Below are 20877 nucleotides of genomic sequence, written 5' to 3'. Positions count from 1 at the left end.
TCCTAATTTTTAAAATTCTAATCATCAAGATGTGCTTCCCCTAATAATCCCTCTGAAGAGGCTACTGCAACCGATACAGCTGCATCCCCTGTTATATTGACCATGGTCCGGAACATATCCAAAATTCGATCAACCCCAAGTATTAACGCTATACCCGCCGTAGGTACCTGCACAGATTCCAATACTATAACCAGCATGATAATACCGGCTCCGGGCACCCCTGCTGCTCCAATTGATGCGGCAGTGGCAGTGAGAACAATGGTCAATTGCTGGACAAGTGTCAGATCCATTCCGAGAGCCTGAGCAATAAATACTGCAGCAACAGCTTGATAAAGGCTGGTTCCGTCCATGTTAACGGTAGCCCCGATAGGCAATACAAAACTTGCTACTTCCTCTTTAACACCTAAGTTTTTCTCAACACGCTCCATGGTTACCGGAAGGGTGGCGGCACTTGAGCTTGTACTGAACCCTAATAACATAGCCGGCTGAATAGCACGGAAAAAAGTAGTTAACTTCATATTACTGGTTGCCTTAAATAAGCTCGCATATACTACAAATACATGAATTGTTAAACCGATCACCACAGCAAGACAATACCAGCCCAGCGCATAAAGTAACTCAAGGGCTTTGCCTAAATCGTCTCCTGCAAGATCTATGAGCAACGAGGCCATAAGCGCAAATACTCCATAGGGTGCCGTCAGCATTATCAATTCAACAATTCGAATAATGACATCATTAAAGGCATCAAAGAAATTGGTTAATGTCTCCGCCTTTTTTCCTCCTATTTGAATAATTCCAATTCCCAATAAAATGGCTACAAAAACAACCTGCAGCATATTAGAATTGTCTGAAGCTGCGCTAAAGAAATTTTCAGGGACAATATCTACGAAGAAATCCAGAGGCCCGCGATCCATAACTTCCATGGCTGACTCGCTCCTTTCATCAATGTTTTCACTGTATGTGGCCTGCAGTTGATCCCGTGTCTCAGCAGGAAGGGATTTCCCCGGCTTCATAATGTTCACCGTCGCCAACCCAATGCTAATAGCCAAAACGGTAGTTATGGCATAAATTGCTACTGTTTTACCCCCCATCCGGGAAAGCTGAGCAGTATCGTTTAAACTGGTTACCCCGGTAACTAACGATACCAACACCAACGGTACAGCAATTAAAACCAATAATTTGATAAAAATAGTGCCAATGGGTTTGATATAGTCGGTTGTAAATTCATTCAAACCGGCAAAATTGGCGACTAGTCCCCAAATCAAACCTAAAATTAACCCGATTATAATTTGCCAGTGTAACTTTCTATACCATTTCATACGCCAATAATTAAGATTAATATCAAACTGATTAATGAAGCGATTCCTGCCGAAATCCAGTTTACAAAATTGTTGCTAACATACATATTCTCCCTTCCAAATAAAGTAAGCCAGGAAAATTTATAATCTCTGTTCTGAAATCGGGCGCCAATGTAAGAATCAACAAGACAACCTGAAAACCCAATTAAAGAAATTACAATTATTGATGAAAAGCTGATACTCATTTTCAACACCCAAAATATTCCAGCTATAAATACTGCTCCAAGCAGGGCTGCTAAGGTTCCGAAAATACTCACTCCTCCGTCTGTACCGGGCTGAACCCTTTGCCAATTGGTCATAAGCCAGGTTTTTCCTTTTATACGCTTATCCCCTATTTCTGTAGCCCAGGTGTCGGAAGCAGACATTGCAATAGCCGTCACACCTGCAATCAAAAAGATCTCCTTCTCAGTTAGAAACCAGCATAAAATCCAGATAGCAAACCAAAACCCATTGGCCCATACCTGCTTTCCATCCCTGCGGAATTTTTTTTCTAAAAATCCTTCCTTTGAAATTAAATCTTTTGAAAGAATAGATCCCGAAATAAAAAATGCCAGTACAATTGCGGCTCCCTGCATCCCTCCTAAACCATACGCAATACTGCCAAATATGGCGGCAGATATGGCTCCGTCAATCGTCAACCAATTTATAATAAAGGCAAGTATTGAGAATAAAGCCGCGAGAAATACACCGGTTAGAATTTGTTGATGATCTTGTGCATCTCCATATAAAATGAAAACAAAAATCAGAGCTAATGTGAAGAAGATATTTACCCAACGGTCAAGCACTCGTTCAGTTCGATGCTGCTTCCGGTTCCTCATCACGGTCGTGTTTCATAATCGCAAATACAACCAATATATAACCGGCCATGATGGCAATAGGTGAGACAAACAACGAAATAAAGCCGTTTACTTCGTTTTCAAGATACATGGCGGTGAAACCTGCAAAAATCAAGAAAATTGCTGTCCCAATCATTTTATAATTATAAGCAGAAAAAAACATAGGTTGGTTATCTGCCGTTTTACCCTTTCGTTTTGCCATGTTGTTTTGTTTAACTTTGATAATATGATTGTGATTGAAACGCCTCGCAAAGTTATTTAATTATCTGTTAAACCCAAAAACACAAAACACCACATGACTCGAATCATTTTGGCTTCACAAAGTCCCCGAAGAAAAAAACTGCTTGAGCAAATTGGGCTTTCATTTGAAGTCTTTCCCAGTGACGTTGAGGAAAACAGTTCCCAACAAGATCCGGCTCTTTTAGTGAAAGAATTGGCTTTATTGAAGGCCCGGGAAGTCAGTGCTCGCTTCCAGGACAGTTTAGTAATAGGTGCGGATACCGTAGTAGTGCATAAAGGGAAAATTGTGGGGAAGCCGGAAAATGAGGAAGAGGCGGCAGAATTTTTAACATCCCTCAGTAATTCTACTCATACTGTCTATACCGGGGTAGCTCTTGTTAAAAGTGATAAAAAAGGACATCAGGAAAGCGGTCATACATTTTTTGAGCAAACAAAAGTAACCTTCAGTACGTTAGATAAACAGGATATCCATACATATATAAAAAGTGGAAATCCTTTGGATAAAGCAGGAGCTTATGGTATCCAAGACGATTTAGGAGCTTTATTTGTAGAAAGGATTGAAGGTGACTACTATAATGTAGTCGGCTTTCCCCTGAACCGATTTTATCGAGAGTTAAAAAAAATTATGCCCAAACTGACTTTAATGGCATTAAAATGATGAATTTTAAGAAATTACTTTTTACCATATTTGCCGTACTGCTGCTGTCATTAAATCTGTTGGCTCAGAATAACAGTAAATATCAAGTAGCCGTGCAGCTGATGCAACAGCAAAAATACTCCGAGGCCTTACCTCTTCTTCAAGAGCTTAATGAGAGCAATCCCGAAACCTTTGTCTATGCCAATCAGTTGATAGACTGTCTTATTCAGCTTAAACAATACGACAAGGCTCTTGAAATCACCGATCAGTATAAAGGAAATCCGGAGTTTGATAGTCAGATACAGGTCCGCATAGGAGAACTTTATCATTATAAAAATGAAAAAGAAAGAGCTCTTGAAATTTGGAAAACCAACTTACAATCAAATCAGAACCAACTGCAGCTCTATATAACAACTGCCCGGGTTATGGTTAGTCGGCGTGAGTACATGGAAGCCGTGGATATCTATAAACAGGCCAGAAAGGCGTTTCAGAATAACCGCATCTTTTTTAGTGATATTGCCAACGCTTATATGCAAGCCGGTGAATATGAATTGGCTATCGATGAGTGGCTTTCCCTGCTTGAAGATTCTCCAAATCAAATCTCATTTATTCAACGGAGCTTATTGAGATATAATGACCCCATTTTATATGACATTACAATCATAGAACTGGACGAACGTCTTTCTTCTATGTCTGTTTCCAACCCGCTGTACCAAACATTCTATCAGCTTGAAATTTGGCTGCTCCAGGAAAATGAACTCTACCGGAGAGCTTTATCAGTAGCTAAAGAATATGAAAACCGCACTGAATCATATAATTATTCATTATTCAACTTAGGTCAACAGCTGGTAAGTAATAATGAATTTGAACTGGCTGAAGAAGCCTTCACCTATTACACTGATAAAACCTATGGAGAAATAAAATGGCGGGGATTGGAAGAACTTTCAGATACGTATTCTAAATGGGCTAAATACATTGATGACTACAACCTTGATTTCAAAAATCAACGTGACAGTCTTTTTCAACTTGCTACCGTTATGCTTGATTCTATTGAAACAGAGACCAACAGTTACAGCGGCAGAAAAAATGTTCAGCTTAAAAGGGCAGAACTTGCTCTGGACTATGTCTTTGATTTAGAAAAAGCAGAATCTGCATTGCGCAAACTGAAGTCAATACCCGGAACGGATGGCTCTCCTGAAGTTCTATACCTGGAAGGTCGTATCCATCTTTCTAAAAAAGAATATCCACAAGCACGCATCAATTTCACAAGAGCAAACAAAGAAGCTGAAATTGGTGAAATAGCTGAAAAAACACGGTATTTTCTCGCACTCACCGACTTCTATTCAGGCGATTATGAATTTGCCACCATACAACTTAAATCTCTTGGCAGAAATAACACTTCATATTACGCAAACAATGCTCTTGAGCTGAGGCTGTGGTTACAAGAAGGACTTTCAGCAGATACCACCGGAACCAATTTATCGAGGTTTGCCGATGCTGTTTTTAAAGAAAATAATGGAAAATCTTCTGAAAGCGCCCAGCTATTTTTACAAATGATCAATGATCCTGACTTCTATGCGCTTAAGGATGATGCCATGTTATTTTTTGTACAATCATCACATGTGGAGAAAGTAGAGAAATTTATTCAACTGAGTAATTTTCTAACCACAAACACCAATACTCCCATTAAAGAAAAATTACTTTGGGAACAGGCTAAACTTGCAGAACAAACCGATTACTCTGTAAATGCAGATGGTTGTTCAGACAAGGAAAATTGTATTGAAGCTCAAAATACTGCTGTAATGCCATCAGTATCAGCAAGAGAAATATATGAGGAATTGATTCTTTCCTTTCCACAAGGTTTTTATGCACCTTACGCACGAGAACGTTTAACTAAATTAACAGACCGAAACTCCTGATATGTTCAAGAGAATTTTCATCATAGGTTTATTTGCATTAGTACCACTTCTGGCAACTCAAGCGCAACAGCATGTACTTATTTCCATGGACGCTTCCCAGACTAATCATCTCAAAGCGTATGGTGTGATTTTTAATCATATAACGGATGGATATACTGCACAATGGCTGCTTAACTACAGGGGCGGCAGTTTTTTAGCTCAAGTAGAAAATGATATTGTCCGAAAAAGCCGTTTGCGCAATGTAAACCTGGAAACCATCAGTGCTTCTGAAGCCCGGCAAATTGTTGCAGATGTCGAAAGTAACAGCAGCAATACTGCCGTCGTTAATTTAGAAAAAGCACCTAAAATTGCTGTCTATACTCCTGATCAGGCTTTGCCATGGGATGATGCCGTAACTCTTGCTCTCACTTATGCTGAGGTAGAATATGACAAAATATGGGACGTAGAAGTGCTGGAAGGGAAATTGGACGAATATGATTGGCTTCACCTGCATCATGAAGATTTTACCGGACAATTTGGGAAATTTTGGGCCAGCTATCGCAATATGCCTTGGTACATAGCCCAGGTTAAACAAATGGAAGCTATGGCCGCTGAATTAGGCTACTCATCGGTTAGTGAACAAAAGAAAGAAGTTGCCCGAACCATAAAACGATATGTAGGTAACGGTGGTTTTCTATTCGCAATGTGTTCCGGAACCGATACCTTTGACATCGCCCTTGCTGCCGAAGGGGTTGATATTGCCCCCGAGCAATTTGACGGAGACCCTGCAGATCCTAACGCACAGGAAAAACTAGACTTTAATAAGACCCTGGCGTTTGAAGATTTTGATATTAAACTTAACCCCGGCGAATATGAACATGCCGATATTGACGTACCAGTAACCATTGATCAAGTAGATCAATCTCTTGATTTCTTTACACTCTTTGAATTTTCCGCTAAGTGGGATCCGGTTCCTACCATGCTTACCCAAAATCATGTAAGCAGTGTGCGTGGGTTTTACGGGCAAACCACAGCATTCCAAAAAGACAAAGTAAAATCGTCGGTTGTGATTTTAGGAGAGTCCCCGGGCCGTGAACAAGTTAAATATCTGCACGGAAATTATGGAAATGGGACGTTTACCTTTTATGCCGGTCATGATCCTGAAGATTATACCCACCGTGTAAATGATCCGCCCACCGATTTGGAACTTCACCCTACCAGTCCCGGCTACCGTTTAATCCTGAATAACATCCTGTTTCCTGCCGCCAAAAAGAAAAAGAAAAAAACGTAGTTAATGTTAAATGGATGAATTTTATATGTTAAATTATACTTCATTAAGCATTTTAGAATTTAACATTTAAAATTAAAATGAAGCCAAGCAGGAAGTTTGAAGATCTCGTAGAACTCATAGCTATTCTAAGAAAGGAGTGCCCGTGGGATCGGAAACAAACACACGAATCCATCAAAGATAACCTGATTGAAGAGGCCTATGAAGCCATCGAAGCATTGGACAATCAAGATTTTGATGAATTCAAAAAAGAGCTTGGGGACCTGCTTCTTCACGTTATATTTCATTCCCGGATGGCCACCGAAGCCAAGACATTTGATATTGGGGATGTGATTTATACACTCATGGAAAAACTGATTCGCCGGCATCCTCATGTTTTTGGTGAAACCGAGGTGAATGGAGAAAGCGAAGTTTCTGAAAACTGGGAAAACATTAAGTTAAAAGAAGGGAAGAAATCGACACTGGACGGACTGCCTTCACAACTTCCGGCCCTCATCCGTGCACAGCGGATGCAGGAGAAAGCTGCTAATGTAGGTTTTGACTGGCCGGAATGGAAACTAGCATGGGAAAAGCTGGACGAGGAGCTGCAAGAATTCAAAGAAGCTCTTGAGGAAAATGATTTTGAAAAACTATCGGATGAATTTGGTGATGTGCTGTTCTCCCTCGTAAACGTAAGCCGGTACTTTGAACTGAATGCCGAAGACAGCCTCCGCAAAACCAATGCTAAATTTGAAGAACGGTTTCGATACATCGAAAAGAAGCTAAAAGAACAGAATAAAACCCTGAAGGAATCTACGCTGGAAGAAATGGATAAGTATTGGAATGAGGCAAAGTCGTTATAATAGACACGATAAAGATTTCCGCAACGAATCTTCATATTTTCTTCAAATCCAGTTGCTTTATTAAAGTGATTTTAATCATTTTGACTTAAAATTGTGCGTCGGTTTTAGTATATTCGGTGCTCTTCTCAAATATGAGAATCGGAATTTTTTACCGGCTTTAAACGCTCCGGAAGTGAAATTCGTTAACGGCGTTAAGTTGGTTCTTATCGAGTAATTTATCATTAACAAAATTTGGAGTAACAATGTCAGAAGGCATTCACACAGGCTTTGACGAGCAACAATATCCCCATATCAACAGAGGTCTTGATGGTATCGTAGCATTTTCGACTACTAAAAGTTTTATAGACGGCCAAAAAGGTGAATTAATCTATTCGGGTTACCTGATTGATACTTTGGCTGAAAACGCAACTTTTGAAGAAGTGTGCTTTTTGCTGTGGCATGACCGCCTTCCAAATTCTGACGAATTAGAAAGTCTAAAGAAATTATTGATTGAACACCGGGACATTCCACAACCGGTTTTAGATTACATCAAAGCAACCGACAAAGATGCAGAACCAATGGCCGTACTCAGAACAGCTGTTTCCATGCTGGCTGATTTTGATGATACCAAAGGTAAGTTTGATGATACTTTATTTGAAGGACAGGCTATTGACATCACAGCTAAGATCCCAACCATCATTGCAGCTTTTGATCGCGTAAGGCACGGAAAAGATGTGGTTGCTCCACTTAAAGACGGAAGCACTGCATTCAACTTTTTATATATGCTGAATGGTGAGAAACCCGGTGAGCAAGCTGAAAAAACCATGGACCTGTGCCTGATTCTTCATGCCGAGCACGGAATGAATGCTTCTACCTTCACCTGCAGAACCATTTGTGCTACACAGTCTGATATGTATTCTGCAGTAACCGGTGCGATTGGTGCCCTGAAAGGCCCTCTACATGGCGGGGCAAATACGGCTGTTATGAATACTTTGCTCGAACTTGAAGAACAAGGTGACAAAGCCGACGCCGTAGCTTTCACAAAAGAAAAGCTTGCAAACAAAGAAAAAATATCCGGATTCGGACACCGGGTTTATAAGACCTTTGATCCTCGTGCCCGGCTCCTTCAACACATGTCCGAAGATCTTTCCGAAGAGACCGGCCATCAGGAATTGTACACATGGTCGATGGACATGTTAAACACGATGAAAAGTGAGAAAAACATTGATCCCAACGTGGATTTCTTTTCTGCAACGGTATATTACTCCATTGGAATTCAGCCAGATCTCTACACCTGCATCTTTACCATGAGCCGTGTTTCCGGCTGGACCGGTCACTTTATGGAACAGGCTGCCAACAATCGCCTGATTCGTCCTCGTGCCCTTTACGTTGGTGAGAAGCATCTTGATTGGGTGCCTGTTGAAAAACGGTAAATAATTAAGCTATTGGGCGAATGTGATTCGCCCCTACTTTACTCGCTCTGATGCTCCGCGTCGGAGCGTTTTTCTTTAAACAATTTTTATTGAGCTTACCAAACCTGTTTGGATTCTACTCGTTCCGAACGTCCCCATTCGGAATACCTACCGGAACCTCCGGTTCCAAAAAAAGTATAAACGGCTCAGCGAGCCGTTTTACTTCACCACCAAATTAACGATTCTTCCGGGTACAAAGATCTCCTTTACCAAATTACCTTCTTCCAGGTATTTAGCTACGTTCTCTTCTTCCTTGGCTAATCCCAAAACGTAATCTTTATCCTTAGCTTTGGCAGCATCCACTTCGATGTCGGCGCGGACTTTCCCATTAACCTGCACCGGATAGGTGACCGTATCCGCTTTCAGGAATTCTTCATTGAATTCAGGCCACTCTTCATATGCAAGGGTGTCTTCATGACCAAGCATTCTCCATAACTCTTCAGTAATATGGGGGGCAAACGGATTCAGGATCTGTACAAATTCCCGGGCTACCGAAAGGGGAATTTCCTTCCAGCCGTTCGCCTCATTCACAAAGATCATCAGTGCAGAAATCGCAGTATTGAAGCGTAAACTTTCAATGTCTTCTGTTACTTTTTTAATAGCCTCATGCAGTGGTTTCAGGTGTTCTTTTTGAGCTTCGATGTCTTTCACTTTATCAGAGATCTCACCGGAATCGTCATCCACCAGTAAGCGCCATACGCGGTTCAAGAATCGGTTCACCCCTTCCACCCCTTTGGTACTCCACGGCTTCACCTGCTCCAATGGACCCATAAACATTTCATACAATCGCAGTGAATCAGCTCCGTATTGTGCAATCACATTATCCGGATTGATAACATTTCCACGGCTTTTAGACATTTTATGAGCCCGGGCTTCCACTTTCGTATCGGTGCCCTTAAGAACAAATCCTTCGCCCTTTTTCTCCACTTTGTCTTCGGCAACTTTCTCACCATCAGGGCCCGTGAATTCCATTTCACCCAGGATCATACCTTGATTCACCAATTTCTGAAACGGCTCTTTGGTTGAAACCACACCGATATCATACAACACTTTGTGCCAGAAGCGGGCATACAACAGGTGAAGCACGGCATGTTCTGCACCTCCCACATAAAGATCCACCGGCATCCAGTATTTTTCATAATCGGGATCAACGGGACCGCCATCAAATTCCGGACTGATGTAGCGCAGGTAGTACCAGCAGGAACCGGCCCATTGAGGCATGGTGTTGGTTTCGCGTTTGGCCGGCTTCCCGGTTTCGGGATCAGTGGTATTCACCCAGTCTGTAGCATTAGCCAAAGGCGGCTCCCCGTCTCCGGTAGGCTGATATTTATCAACTTCTGGAAGTGTTACAGGCAATTCGGATTCCGGCAGCGCTTTATGTTCGCCATCCACATGGATGATCGGAAACGGTTCCCCCCAATAACGCTGACGGGAGAACAGCCAGTCACGCAGTTTATAATTCACCGATTTCTTACCGGCTCCTTTCTCTTCCAGCCAGGAGATGATCTTCTTTTTGGCTTTTTTAATATCCAGTCCATTCAGAAAATCACTATTGATGGCCGGGCCTTCACCTGTGTAGGCTTTCCCCTCGAAATCTTCCGGCGGCTCTACCGTACGTACTATTTCCAGGTCAAATTTTTCCGCAAATTCCCAATCCCGTTCATCTTGTCCCGGTACTGCCATGATGGCCCCGGTTCCATAACTGGCCAGCACGTAATCAGCAATCCAAATCGGAATCTCTTTACCATTAGCCGGATTAATTGCATAAGCTCCGGTAAAAGCCCCCGTTTTTTCTTTGTTAAGTTCCTGTCGCTCTAAATCAGATTTCTTGGCTGCTTCCTCCCGGTAATTGTTGATCGCTTCATTCTGCTCATCCGTTGTAATTTTCTCTACCAGATGATGCTCCGGAGCCAAAACCATATAGGTTGCTCCAAAAATAGTATCCGGACGGGTCGTAAATACCCGCAGTTTTTCATCATGCGCGGCTATCTCAAAATCAATCTCAGCCCCGATGGATTTACCAATCCAGTTGCGCTGCATTTCTTTGAGCGATTCCGGCCAGTCCAGATCTTCCAAATCCTGAAGTAATTCTTCGGCATATTCGGTGATCTTGAGCACCCATTGGCGCATGGGTTTACGAACTACAGGGTATCCGCCTACTTCACTCTTTCCATCCACCACTTCCTCGTTGGCAAGTACGGTTCCCAACTCGGGGCACCAATTCACCGCTACTTCATCTTCGTATGCGAGCCCTTTTTTATAAAGCTGAAGAAAGATCCACTGCGTCCACTTGTAGTAATTCGGGTCCGTAGTATTTACCTCGCGATCCCAGTCATAACTAAAGCCGATAGCTTGCAGTTGTTCCCGGAATTTGTTCACATTTTTCTCAGTAGTAATTCGCGGATGTGTTCCGGTCTTCACCGCATATTGTTCCGCCGGTAATCCAAAAGCATCCCATCCGATCGGGTGCAGTACATTAAATCCATTCATGCGCTTATACCGTGCGATGATATCCGTAGCCGTATACCCCTCAGGATGGCCTACATGAAGTCCTGAGCCACTTGGATAGGGAAACATATCCAACACATAATATTTGGGTTTTGAAGTATTGGTGGGCGTTTCAAAGGTTTTATTTTCGAGCCAGTACTTTTGCCATTTGGTCTCGATTTTATCCGGATTGTAGGAGTGCATTAATGAATGTTTGAGTTTTTTCTTCTTTTGCGAGCCTCAAAGATAAGACATTAATGCAAAACCATTGAAATGGTTTTTGCGGATGTTTTAAGATTCAAAATGTTACTTAGCTGTAATCAATTAGCGCTTCTATCACATCCACTCCGTCCGGTTTCCACCAAAGGGAAAATGATGAAATAGAACTAACTTTAAGTACAAAATTACATTTAAATAAATCTAGGTGATTATTTACAAAAAATTATCTATTCTTTTAAAAATATTGGAATTACACTAATAGAAATCTTATGTGCAAAACTTATGATCTTTACTTTTCTGTAGGTTTCTGCATTATAGTTTTGCTTTTCCTGTTTGGTACAAATGAAGCAAATGCCCAGCAAAATGGTCCAGACCCGGATAGCAGTTATGTCAATATCTCCTCCAATTTTGATTCCCTTTATGTTCTGTTTATTCAGGATTCTACGTTTATAAAGGCTGGTAAAAATGATTTATTGAGGGTTGAACCGGTGGAGCAGCAAATTATACTTATTCCAAAGTATGCTCCTACTATTTCATTTGATAATATTTTTGAAGCAGATTCAATTTACGTTGTAAATGTGCAATTCGGTTTAATTTTGGATGAAGTGAATCCGGCTTATAAACGAATTGAATCAAAAGACGGTGATATTGGAAATATTACTCCTTCAAGTTTAGGAATCGGTTTTATGGATATTCGTACTTATAACCGACAACAGTTTGCCAACAGGCACAAAATCGAAGAAATTGACTACATGAGTACCTATTTGAAGGTAAACACAAACACAGATTCATTTTATGTACAATCCTCAAATAATAGAAACGGCATACTTCGTATAGCGAGCGGTGATTCCATTTTATATCAACCCGGGAATAGACTCATTAGAATATCACATCCCTACAGTAAAGAATGGAGCACAAGAAAAACAATAGAAGAGGGTAAAACAACCGTTATAGAACACAATTTTGACCTAATGGAACCTTCCATTGAAACCCTAAGTGCAAATATAGCAACGAAACCTCATTATGGCTCAAATCTCTTTATTGTTTCTGACGATGATTCAGAAATAATTATAGATGGAGAAGAAATAGGTTCAGGAGCGGTAAAGTTAAATTACCGTACCGGCCCGGTCCATGTTTCAATTAATAATTCGAAGACCGGAAAACATGCTTTTACTGATAAAATTACCAATATATCCTCAGAAAAAGCTGTAGTAATAAATGCTTATACCAAACCTTTAAGATCATATTCAAGAATGTATGGAGTTTTCCCCGGAGCCAGCCAGTGGTATAAGCGCCAAAAATTAAAGTCTGCACTCATTAGTGGAGGGTTTCTTGTCTTAGGGGGCATTACACTCCAAAGAAATAACCTTTACAACCAAGAACTTTCAGAATTCAACAGAATTGAAAAATTATACAGCGCTGCTGATACAGAAGAAAGAGCCTTAAAGCTGGGCGATCAATTGGAAGACCAACAAGAAGTAACTAAGCGAGTAGACAATCAACGTATTGCTTTTTTCAGCTTGACTTCTCTTTTATACGTTTTCAATCTATATGATGCTTTCTTTGATGTACCGGAATCAGGATTCCAGGAAAAAACTGACATTGAATTTTATTTCCAACAAAACTCAATTTCGGACCAACCCTTTACTTCAATGACCCTTAAGTATGTATTTTAGAATACTGATCGTCATAGCGTTTTCTCTCTTTTTAGCTAATTGTAGCACAGGGCCTGATTTTGAGCGGGATAATATAAATGATCCTTTAGCTAAAAACTTTACACCTAATCCACCGTCAGGACTGAATTACCAAATGGATAACAATGGCAATGTCTCACTTTTTTGGGAAGATAAAACTGACTTTGAATTGGGTTATCGGATATATAAATCTTTAGGAGAGAATAAAACATTTAGACTGTTGGCAGAACTAGAAGAAAATTCTACATCATACTCTGATACTTCAAAGATATTTGCTTTCCCTACCCATTATCATATTGTTTCTTACTCCAATGAAAAAGAGTCTGATACCACAACAGTTAATATAGATTTTGGAAAAATCAGCAATTTTGAAGCTGAATTTTCAGCAGGTTATGATAGCGTGAATTTTTCATGGCAAAGTGAGTTCTTTTTTATCAACGTGGATGGATTTATTTTATCAAAAAAAACTGATAAGGACTCAAAATTTAAACTAGAAAAAGTTATTCCAAATTCAGTCAGTCAGTATTCAATACCAACTCCTCAGGACGGTTTTGTTCATGAGTTCAAACTATCTGCTTTTAATCTCTATAGCTCTGATACAACTTCATTTGAAAGTAATACAGTTCCATTTTTATCCACCGAACCAAAAAACTTAGAACTGAAACTTTTAACCCCTGATTCTTTACATGTCACATGGAAATCTATATCCGATTTTGAAAAAAGCTTTCAGCTTACACTTATTGATCAAACGGGAGAAGAAACTGTATTTTTAGAAAATGACGTTTCATCTCATATTTTTGCTAAACAGTTTGTCATGAATGACAAAGTAGAAGTTAGCTTGAAAGCACGTAACAATAGTCTACTGTCACCATTTGTAACAAAGTCTTTAAATACTACCCTTGATCCACCAACTTTAGAACAAATTCAACATGTCTCCATTAACGAATTTACTGTTTTAATTTCTGACCCCTCTCAAGTCCGTAGAGAGATTAACATCTTTAGAAAAACAAAAAATTCTGCTTTCCAGGAAATTGGTACTGTCGAAAAAGGTGACACGATATTTGTTGACGCCGCAGTAGATCCCACAGAAATTTATACATATTATGCTTCTACTGCACTTTCAGAAGATTCTAACCCAATAAATGTATACTTCGCTAAAAGTTTTGAACAAGTTAAAACAATCATAGAATCAGACGAACTAACAGAGGTTACTATTGAGGAAGGTAGACTTGCTTACCGCTATGACTCGAGCAAATTAGTATTTCCCTCAAGTTACGATCGATTAGAAGCTACAATCTATGATATTCTAACAGAAAATATTTTATTGAAGTTTGATCTAGCAATATTTCCCAATAAAATTGCTTTTGATAAAAACGAAACAAAAATCTATACCACCAATAATGAAAACTCTAATATATATGTTTATGATTTTGAAACCGGTGCGATCATAGACTCAGTTAATTTAGAATACTCAGGTATATATGATTTTAAGCTTCTTAACCCAGACAAATTAGTAGCAACTGTTCATACAGACCATACAGGTTATGAACTTATTACCATTAATCTCACAACCCATGTTGTAGAAAGTAGTGATTCAATTGGCCCAGATAATCCACAGTTAGTAATTGATAAAGCTGGAGAAAATCTTTTATTAATATCTTATCAATCAGGGCTCCAATACAGTTATGACCATTATTCAATTACAAATGATGCAGAATTAATTTTTAATAAAAGAGATCTAAATTCTTTTTATACAACAAACTTTTCTCCTGATCTTGATACTGCTATTGTTGTAGGACAGGATGATCTATCACTTTTTAATGTTAATACCGGGGAAAGATACTGGCATTTTGAACATTACTCATTAAGTAATTATTGTTGTAGTAATGTTCAACTACTGCCAGATGAACACATCATACTACAAGGCCAATATTGTACTTATTTGATAGATATGAAATTAAATCATTATCCAATCATAGATAAACATTGCCCAGAAAGTAGTAGACTTAATGCCGCTGGGTTGGTTAACCTAAGTCTTGAAAATAATAATTTGATCTTGGACCTAAGAAAAAGTCATACTAGTGGATATTATGACTTCATAGATATCTTAACATTCAAAGAAGAATGGAAAGAAGTTTTTATGGAATAATTACTATGTATTGCATCAACCTATTCTATCCAAAAATAAAAAATACTACTTGATAAAACTAAACGATAAGTTTGTCCACCACATCCACCCCATCTGGCTTCCAGTAAAGAGGCGGTTTTTGAGCTTGTGATAACGGTTCTGTTTTCAATCCATCAATTTCTGTATCTGTTGTATAAACTGATTGCACAACCTCACCAAATTTCATCCTGAGTTCTCTTGCTTTCTCCTGATCTCCCTTCACCCAATTCACCGTAAAATCCGTTTCGGGCAATTCATCGGTTTCCTGTATTAAAAAATCCTCCAGCCAAAGCTGATTACGTTGAATCCCTTCGTTGTAAGCATATTGATACTTCAGCTCGGGCATCGGTTTTTCATGTTGGGGATTTTCTTTCCAAAAGGACCTGATAGCTTGCTTTAATTCTGCTTTTACGTCCTCTAATCCAAAATCAGCTACAACCACAGCCACCGAACGACATCCTTTCCCACCATAGCGCAGCATGGCCTCCGCCAATTCTCTTTTAGTCGATTCATTCCATTGATCCAAATATGCGATCGAAAATTTAGCCGTACGAATGATGTATTTTGCATCATTCTTAGCAACATTAAGCTTGTTGATTTCTTTTTTTACCTCAGGAACCGATTCCTGTGAGCCGGCGAATATTACCTTATCAGCCTCAAGGTCTCCAAAAGAATTCAAATCGGTTGAAAACTGAATTTCCTGTTCCAAACCTGAATTTTCCACTTCCTCTAAAAATGAAGTTAACAGGTAAGGATCTTTGCGGGAGAGCTTTCCATAATAATCAGCACCGGACAGGAGTACCCCAAGTGCCGTTTGGAATCCCACCAGAGGCAAATTTCCGGCATGAAGACAGAGGACTTTATTTCCTTTTGCATGAGTTTGGTCACTCAGTCCCACTCGTTTTACCCACTCTTCAATGTCTCCGGACTCCACATTTCCCCTTAAAACAGAAAGCTGATGCTGAATGTCTTCGGCGCTGAATAATCCCTCTGAAACGGTTTTATCTACGGCTTGTTGCAGAGCCGGGTTCTTAGGATCGAGCCAGTTTTTAACAGTTTGGGTTATTTCGATCACAGATTTCACGGATTGCGCTGATTTTTGGATTACATCTTATATGATTAATGGGCAATTTAATATTTATGAGTTCTAATCACACTGGTTTACAACTACTTATCCGAAGTCCCTGTAATCCGTGAAATCTGCGATCCTAATCTTGGTCGATCAGGAAATTGCAGCCACGAAGGTTTTGGGGGTTCCATCTTCCCAATACTTGAAATTTACCGTCTTCTCTTTGAATACCTTTGTCGCCTGTCAAAATAAATGAGCAGGAATACAGGTTGGCTAAATCCATGACTCCAATCACCCCCTCTTCGCCTTTCGGCATTTCTTCCATGGGGGCTTTAGGATTGCGTATACTCACTTCCATCCACGGCACGCATGCAAACCATTCATCTCCCAGACTGTAAGCCTGACTCAATAATTCCGTCATTCCATATTCGGAATGAATCTGCGACTTTGCTAAACCGAAGCCCTCGGCTAACCGGTGATGGAGTTCTGTTTTGGTGACTTCACGCCGGTGCGTTTTCATGCCTCCTGTTTCCAGGATAATCGAATCTTCGGGCAACCGGACAGATTGTTGTTCCAAAATATCCATCAAACCAAAAGCGGCACCGAAAAGCATCAATTTCTTCCCTGATTTTCGAATTTCATTCAGTTCTGATTCATCCGGGGGCCTCCCTAATTCCAGAAATTTACTAAGCCCTGATTCCTCTCTTTCAATCAGTGTATTTAACATCCATATTAAAGAAGATTCAGGGTTAGAATTATAGCCCGGCGTATATGCCCAAATCACATATTTATCCAGATCATAAAAATGCTGCATCCCTTTGATGATGGATTGGCGGTAAAGTTCGGGATTTGCAACAATGTGTCTGCTTCGTTGCATACCCGACGTTCCACTGCTGCGGAATTCTAAATTCTGAATTTTAAATTTTGAATTCTCAGCAGCGGTGAGAACTTCGGTATCCTTGAAAGCTTGTATAGGGAGTAATGGTATTTCAGATAGAGACGGATGCTTCCGGACTCCAAGTGCCTCGCAAAAACGATGGTAAACCGGATTATTTTTTTTCTGAAATTCAAAGACTTGAACGGCTTTTTCCTCAAAAGATATTGAAGCGTCAAAAACTTCAGCCGGAGATATCATCACTTTTTATCTATGATTGTGAATAACTTGCCTGAGGAAAATAATAAACTTGTTTCTGGCCTGCGTCATTTGATCCCCGGCTCAATACTCAGCTCCTATTTTCTAGTGCCTGAGGCCTTTAGCACCAATATCACTGCGATAATAGGCTTTCTCAAAATCAATTTTTGCTACTTCTTTGTAGGTATTTTTTATGGCTGATTCCAATGACTTTCCTGAACCCACGATATTTAAAACCCTGCCTCCGTTCGTCAATATTTTGTCATTTTCAGCCCTTGTTCCCGCATGAAATACAATAGCGTCCTCAACAGTATCCAATCCAGAAATCTCTTTTCCTTTTTCATAACTCTCAGGATATCCTCCTGAAGCCAGCACCACGCAACACTTCACTTCATCCTCAAAATGAATATCAACCGTATTCAACTGAACTTGTGTGCAGGCAACAATAATTTCCAGCAAATCAGATTCCAGCCGCGGTAAAATCACCTGACATTCCGGATCACCAAAACGACAGTTATATTCAACTACTTTTGGCCCGTTTTCAGTAATCATCAACCCACAGTATAAAATTCCAATGTAGGGATTTCCTTCAGCTTTCATACCTGAAACCGTAGGTTCAATAATCTCACTCTCTACCCTTTGCAAAACTTCATCCGTAACCACGGGAGCCGGTGAATACGCCCCCATTCCCCCGGTATTAAGCCCGGTATCGCCTTCACCGATACGTTTATGATCCTGGGCATTGCCTATTATTTTATATGAGTCTCCGTCACAGATTGCAAAAACGGAAGCTTCTTCCCCTACCATAAATTCTTCAATCACCAGCTTACTGGCGGCTTCTTTAAGAGAAGAACTGGTTTTCAGCTCTTCCAGCACTCCCATGGCTTCATCTTCTGTTTCAGGAATAAAAACACCTTTTCCACCTGCAAGCCCATCGGCTTTTAACACTACCGGGTATTTATTCTGACTACGGATATAATCGGCAGCTTTATCAAAATCATCTTGCTCAAACACTTCATACGCTGCAGTAGGAATGTTATGGCGCCGCATAAATTCTTTGGCAAACTCTTTGCTTCCTTCCAACATTGCAGCTTGTAGCTTAGGCCCAAAAACCGGGTGATGTTTAGCTTCCAGGAAATTAGCTATTCCATCAACCAAAGGCTGTTCAGGTCCAACTATTGTAAGATCAATCTCATTTTCCTGAATAAAATTCCACACCTTGTTGAAGTCTGAAATATCCAGATGTACATTCTCTCCAACTTCGGCAGTACCGGGGTTCCCGGGAGCAATAAATAGCTTTTTCAGTTGAGCTGATTTTTTTAAGCTCCATGCAAGTGCATGTTCCCTGCCTCCGCTTCCTAATAAAAGAACAGTATATTTCATGACTCAGGCCAATTCTTCAGCAATAGTGATAATTTCAGAAAAGCTGTCAGCATCCAAGCTAGCTCCTCCTATCAGTCCGCCATCCACATCAGCCTGACTTAATAGTTCCTGAGCATTAGCCGGCTTCATGCTGCCGCCATATAAAATATTGATGGAATCCGCAGCATCCTGAGAATAAAGATTAGCTACAACATTCCGGATATGTTCATGCATTTCCTGAGCTTGTTCGGGCGAAGCAGTTTCTCCTGTCCCAATGGCCCAAATAGGTTCATAGGCAATGACAATATCCAAAACTTCTTCTGCAGAAACACCATTCAGGGCATTCGTTATTTGATCCTTAACCAAATCGTAATGTTCATCCGCCTTACGTTGACTCAGACTCTCTCCTACACAAATAATTGGAGCTAGCTTATGTTCGAGTGCTTTTTTAGTTCGCTGATTTACCGTCTCATCAGTTTCCCCAAAATATTGACGCCGTTCCGAATGACCAATAATCACATAATTACAGCCACTCTCTGTTAGCATGCTCCCGCTAATCTCGCCGGTAAAAGCTCCGTTTTCTTCAAAATGTAAGTTTTGGGCACCCACCTGAATATCTGTATCGTACAAATATTTTACTGCCATCCCAATAGATACAAAAGGCGGGCAAACCAACACGTCCACATTTTCGTTAACCTCTGACTTTTTAGCCTTCAATCCTTCCAGCAATTCAGCGGCATCATATGGGCCACAATTCATTTTCCAGTTACCGGCTATTAATAATCTTCGCATGGCAGGAGTGAGTTTAATTTATTTAACTTGGTGAATTTCCTTCTCTGAAAGCTCTGTTTAATCCCTGGATTACATCACTGAATTCATTTCGCTCATATTTTCGAATTAAAACACCGTTTTTATCGATCAGCAATCGGGTTGGAACTTGAACAACATTAAATTTTTGTATGATCTGCTGTACATCAAAAGTGCCCAATTCAGCTACAGACCAAGCTTTTCGTCGTTCATCAAAAAATGCATTAACCGTTACTTCACTTTGGTCAAGCGGAATTGTGAAAATCTTTAGGCCGTAATTTTTGTAAATCTCATTTATGATGAGAGTACGATCATAATCATTTTGATATTCATAATTGGCCAGCGGCGATATTTCAAGAATATATGTACTGCCTTTTAATGCCTGATTATTAATGGTATCTCCTTCCATCGTAACAAAGGAAAACTCAGGTGCTGTCACACCCGGTGCCAGATAATTCAGATCATAACGAATTCTGCGAGCCCATTTTTTTGATGACGGCTTTTCGGAGTAATTTTGCTCATACTTATCTAACAAGTTCTTTGCTTCCCTGACTCTTGAACTGTCAAAATACATTTGAATTTTGTCGCGTTCTACAAACTCGCGAACCGATTCGCTGTTGGAAATCTGCACCAAAGAATCCAAATACTCAGAAGCTGCTTCGAAGCCTTTGCTCTGGGCGATATAGGGTTTTCCAAGATTAAGTGCCACGGCAACCATGTAATCTTCCGGTAAAGCCGCATCAATACGATTCAACATTTCTTCCTGATCCCAGCTATTCAATAACTCTGCTGTTTTTTCTGCAGCGATATATGAAGCCATAGTATTTTCGTGTGCTTCATAAACTTGCCAGTAAAGGCTCGTCCACTTTTTAACTTCATCTACAATTTGTGAGTCAGGCAATGCACCGCCTCTCACAAATGCACTCACTCTTTGAAAGTTTCTATCCACCCTTGAAAGCGTCTGCATAGCTTCATGTTCCCGAGAATCTAATGTCAGATTTTCACTTATATCGGGAAGTTCAGCATTGACTGTAAGTGTATCATTGTCTGCCAGAATTACCCTTACATTTGCCAAATCATTATTATTTCGGCTGATTACAAGTATGTAATAGTTTTTAACAGGGAATCTCACATTTCCTGAGAAATAGCCACTTTCATCAGTTACGGTATGAAAAAGTGTATCAACCGGCGCATTCACAGAATCCCTGTTAACAATGGTAATTCCTATATCGGAATAATCACCGCTATTATCTATTGAATCAGAAACCGTGATGGTTCCTTTTACTATAGTTTCCAGAGGCTTAGGTTCATTTGAACAAGCCGCTGCCAACATTAATACTATTAATGCCGCTATAAGTGTATAGTTTTTCATGTTTACCCAAAAACTGTT

Annotated in this window: 16 protein-coding genes; 7 read left to right on the top strand and 9 right to left on the bottom strand. The window is 40.2% G+C overall.

The window, feature by feature from the left end:
- Positions 1-17: 17 nt before the first annotated feature.
- Genes HUJ22_RS01095 through HUJ22_RS01085 form a run of 3 tightly spaced genes read right to left on the bottom strand, consistent with a single transcriptional unit; the run spans position 18 to position 2396 of the window.
- Entirely contained in the window at positions 18-1319 is a 1302-nt protein-coding gene (locus HUJ22_RS01095) for a dicarboxylate/amino acid:cation symporter (RefSeq protein ID WP_290872461.1), read from the bottom strand.
- A complete protein-coding gene (locus tag HUJ22_RS01090; protein WP_290872458.1) occupies positions 1316-2176 on the bottom strand; it encodes a DUF92 domain-containing protein in 861 nt (286 codons plus the stop codon). The genes HUJ22_RS01095 and HUJ22_RS01090 overlap by 4 nt, the downstream gene beginning before the upstream one ends.
- Positions 2148-2396: a hypothetical protein gene (locus HUJ22_RS01085; protein WP_290872455.1), complete on the bottom strand. Its 249-nt coding sequence runs from the start codon at positions 2394-2396 to the stop codon at positions 2148-2150. The genes HUJ22_RS01090 and HUJ22_RS01085 overlap by 29 nt, the downstream gene beginning before the upstream one ends.
- 93 nt (positions 2397-2489) lie before the next feature.
- On the opposite strand from HUJ22_RS01085, the gene HUJ22_RS01080 reads away from it, so the two are divergent.
- The 5 genes from HUJ22_RS01080 (at position 2490) to HUJ22_RS01060 (ending at position 8511) form a co-directional block, all read left to right on the top strand.
- On the top strand, positions 2490-3092 hold the full coding sequence (locus HUJ22_RS01080; protein ID WP_290872452.1) for a Maf family protein: 603 nt from the start codon (positions 2490-2492) through the stop codon (positions 3090-3092).
- Positions 3089-4990 (top strand): tetratricopeptide repeat protein, encoded by a 1902-nt coding sequence (locus HUJ22_RS01075; protein ID WP_290872449.1) that lies wholly within the window; start codon positions 3089-3091, stop codon positions 4988-4990. The genes HUJ22_RS01080 and HUJ22_RS01075 overlap by 4 nt, the downstream gene beginning before the upstream one ends.
- Before the next feature lies 1 nt (position 4991).
- Positions 4992-6260, top strand: a complete 1269-nt coding sequence (locus HUJ22_RS01070) for an asparagine synthetase B (RefSeq protein ID WP_290872446.1) — start codon at positions 4992-4994, stop codon at positions 6258-6260.
- 77 nt (positions 6261-6337) lie between these two features.
- Positions 6338-7099, top strand: a complete 762-nt coding sequence (gene mazG, locus HUJ22_RS01065; protein WP_290872443.1) for a nucleoside triphosphate pyrophosphohydrolase — start codon at positions 6338-6340, stop codon at positions 7097-7099.
- 242 nt (positions 7100-7341) lie between these two features.
- Positions 7342-8511: a citrate/2-methylcitrate synthase gene (locus tag HUJ22_RS01060; protein ID WP_290872440.1), complete on the top strand. Its 1170-nt coding sequence runs from the start codon at positions 7342-7344 to the stop codon at positions 8509-8511.
- 198 nt (positions 8512-8709) lie between these two features.
- Here the strand turns inward: HUJ22_RS01060 and leuS are convergent, their stop codons facing one another.
- The gene (gene leuS / locus HUJ22_RS01055; RefSeq protein WP_290872437.1) at positions 8710-11241 is read right to left on the bottom strand and encodes a leucine--tRNA ligase; all 2532 of its coding nucleotides are present in this window, start codon (positions 11239-11241) and stop codon (positions 8710-8712) included.
- 284 nt (positions 11242-11525) lie between these two features.
- Between leuS and HUJ22_RS01050 the strand changes: the two genes are divergently transcribed.
- Positions 11526-12932: a DUF5683 domain-containing protein gene (locus HUJ22_RS01050; protein WP_290872434.1), complete on the top strand. Its 1407-nt coding sequence runs from the start codon at positions 11526-11528 to the stop codon at positions 12930-12932.
- Positions 12922-15099, top strand: coding sequence for a hypothetical protein (locus HUJ22_RS01045; protein WP_290872431.1), 2178 nt, complete (start codon positions 12922-12924; stop codon positions 15097-15099). The genes HUJ22_RS01050 and HUJ22_RS01045 overlap by 11 nt, the downstream gene beginning before the upstream one ends.
- A 58-nt stretch (positions 15100-15157) precedes the next feature.
- Here HUJ22_RS01045 and HUJ22_RS01040 read toward each other — a convergent pair whose 3' ends face one another.
- The 5 genes from HUJ22_RS01040 to HUJ22_RS01020 all read right to left on the bottom strand — a co-directional run bounded on the left by HUJ22_RS01040 (position 15158) and on the right by HUJ22_RS01020 (position 20859).
- Complete coding sequence (locus tag HUJ22_RS01040) at positions 15158-16201, bottom strand: acyl-CoA reductase (RefSeq protein ID WP_290872428.1); 1044 nt, start codon at positions 16199-16201, stop codon at positions 15158-15160.
- Positions 16202-16325: 124 nt separating this feature from the next.
- On the bottom strand, positions 16326-17321 hold the full coding sequence (locus HUJ22_RS01035) for a hypothetical protein (RefSeq protein WP_290876617.1): 996 nt from the start codon (positions 17319-17321) through the stop codon (positions 16326-16328).
- Positions 17322-17423: 102 nt separating this feature from the next.
- Positions 17424-18701 (bottom strand): phosphoribosylamine--glycine ligase, encoded by a 1278-nt coding sequence (gene purD / locus HUJ22_RS01030; protein WP_290872425.1) that lies wholly within the window; start codon positions 18699-18701, stop codon positions 17424-17426.
- Between the two features lie 3 nt (positions 18702-18704).
- Entirely contained in the window at positions 18705-19472 is a 768-nt protein-coding gene (gene tpiA, locus HUJ22_RS01025) for a triose-phosphate isomerase (RefSeq protein WP_290872422.1), read from the bottom strand.
- 22 nt (positions 19473-19494) lie between these two features.
- Complete coding sequence (locus HUJ22_RS01020; protein WP_290872420.1) at positions 19495-20859, bottom strand: hypothetical protein; 1365 nt, start codon at positions 20857-20859, stop codon at positions 19495-19497.
- Positions 20860-20877: the final 18 nt, after the last annotated feature.

It is taken from the genome of Gracilimonas sp. (assembly GCF_014762685.1).
Lineage (GTDB): Bacteria > Bacteroidota > Rhodothermia > Balneolales > Balneolaceae > Gracilimonas.
This window is presented reverse-complemented; position numbering and strand designations above follow the sequence as displayed.

Excerpts from the sequence above, each read along its gene's own strand:
- HUJ22_RS01080 (WP_290872452.1), top strand. The coding sequence starts at position 2,490 with ATGACTCGAATCATTTTGGCTTCACAAAGTCCCCGAAGAAAAAAACTG.
- HUJ22_RS01045 (WP_290872431.1), top strand. The coding sequence starts at position 12,922 with ATGTATTTTAGAATACTGATCGTCATAGCGTTTTCTCTCTTTTTAGCT.
- HUJ22_RS01090 (WP_290872458.1), bottom strand. The coding sequence starts at position 2,176 with ATGAGGAACCGGAAGCAGCATCGAACTGAACGAGTGCTTGACCGTTGG.
- HUJ22_RS01050 (WP_290872434.1), top strand. The coding sequence starts at position 11,526 with ATGTGCAAAACTTATGATCTTTACTTTTCTGTAGGTTTCTGCATTATA.
- HUJ22_RS01035 (WP_290876617.1), bottom strand. The coding sequence starts at position 17,321 with ATGATATCTCCGGCTGAAGTTTTTGACGCTTCAATATCTTTTGAGGAA.
- HUJ22_RS01020 (WP_290872420.1), bottom strand. The coding sequence starts at position 20,859 with ATGAAAAACTATACACTTATAGCGGCATTAATAGTATTAATGTTGGCA.
- HUJ22_RS01075 (WP_290872449.1), top strand. The coding sequence starts at position 3,089 with ATGATGAATTTTAAGAAATTACTTTTTACCATATTTGCCGTACTGCTG.
- HUJ22_RS01095 (WP_290872461.1), bottom strand. The coding sequence starts at position 1,319 with ATGAAATGGTATAGAAAGTTACACTGGCAAATTATAATCGGGTTAATT.
- HUJ22_RS01060 (WP_290872440.1), top strand. The coding sequence starts at position 7,342 with ATGTCAGAAGGCATTCACACAGGCTTTGACGAGCAACAATATCCCCAT.
- mazG (WP_290872443.1), top strand. The coding sequence starts at position 6,338 with ATGAAGCCAAGCAGGAAGTTTGAAGATCTCGTAGAACTCATAGCTATT.
- tpiA (WP_290872422.1), bottom strand. The coding sequence starts at position 19,472 with ATGCGAAGATTATTAATAGCCGGTAACTGGAAAATGAATTGTGGCCCA.
- HUJ22_RS01070 (WP_290872446.1), top strand. The coding sequence starts at position 4,992 with ATGTTCAAGAGAATTTTCATCATAGGTTTATTTGCATTAGTACCACTT.
- purD (WP_290872425.1), bottom strand. The coding sequence starts at position 18,701 with ATGAAATATACTGTTCTTTTATTAGGAAGCGGAGGCAGGGAACATGCA.
- leuS (WP_290872437.1), bottom strand. The coding sequence starts at position 11,241 with ATGCACTCCTACAATCCGGATAAAATCGAGACCAAATGGCAAAAGTAC.
- HUJ22_RS01085 (WP_290872455.1), bottom strand. The coding sequence starts at position 2,396 with ATGGCAAAACGAAAGGGTAAAACGGCAGATAACCAACCTATGTTTTTT.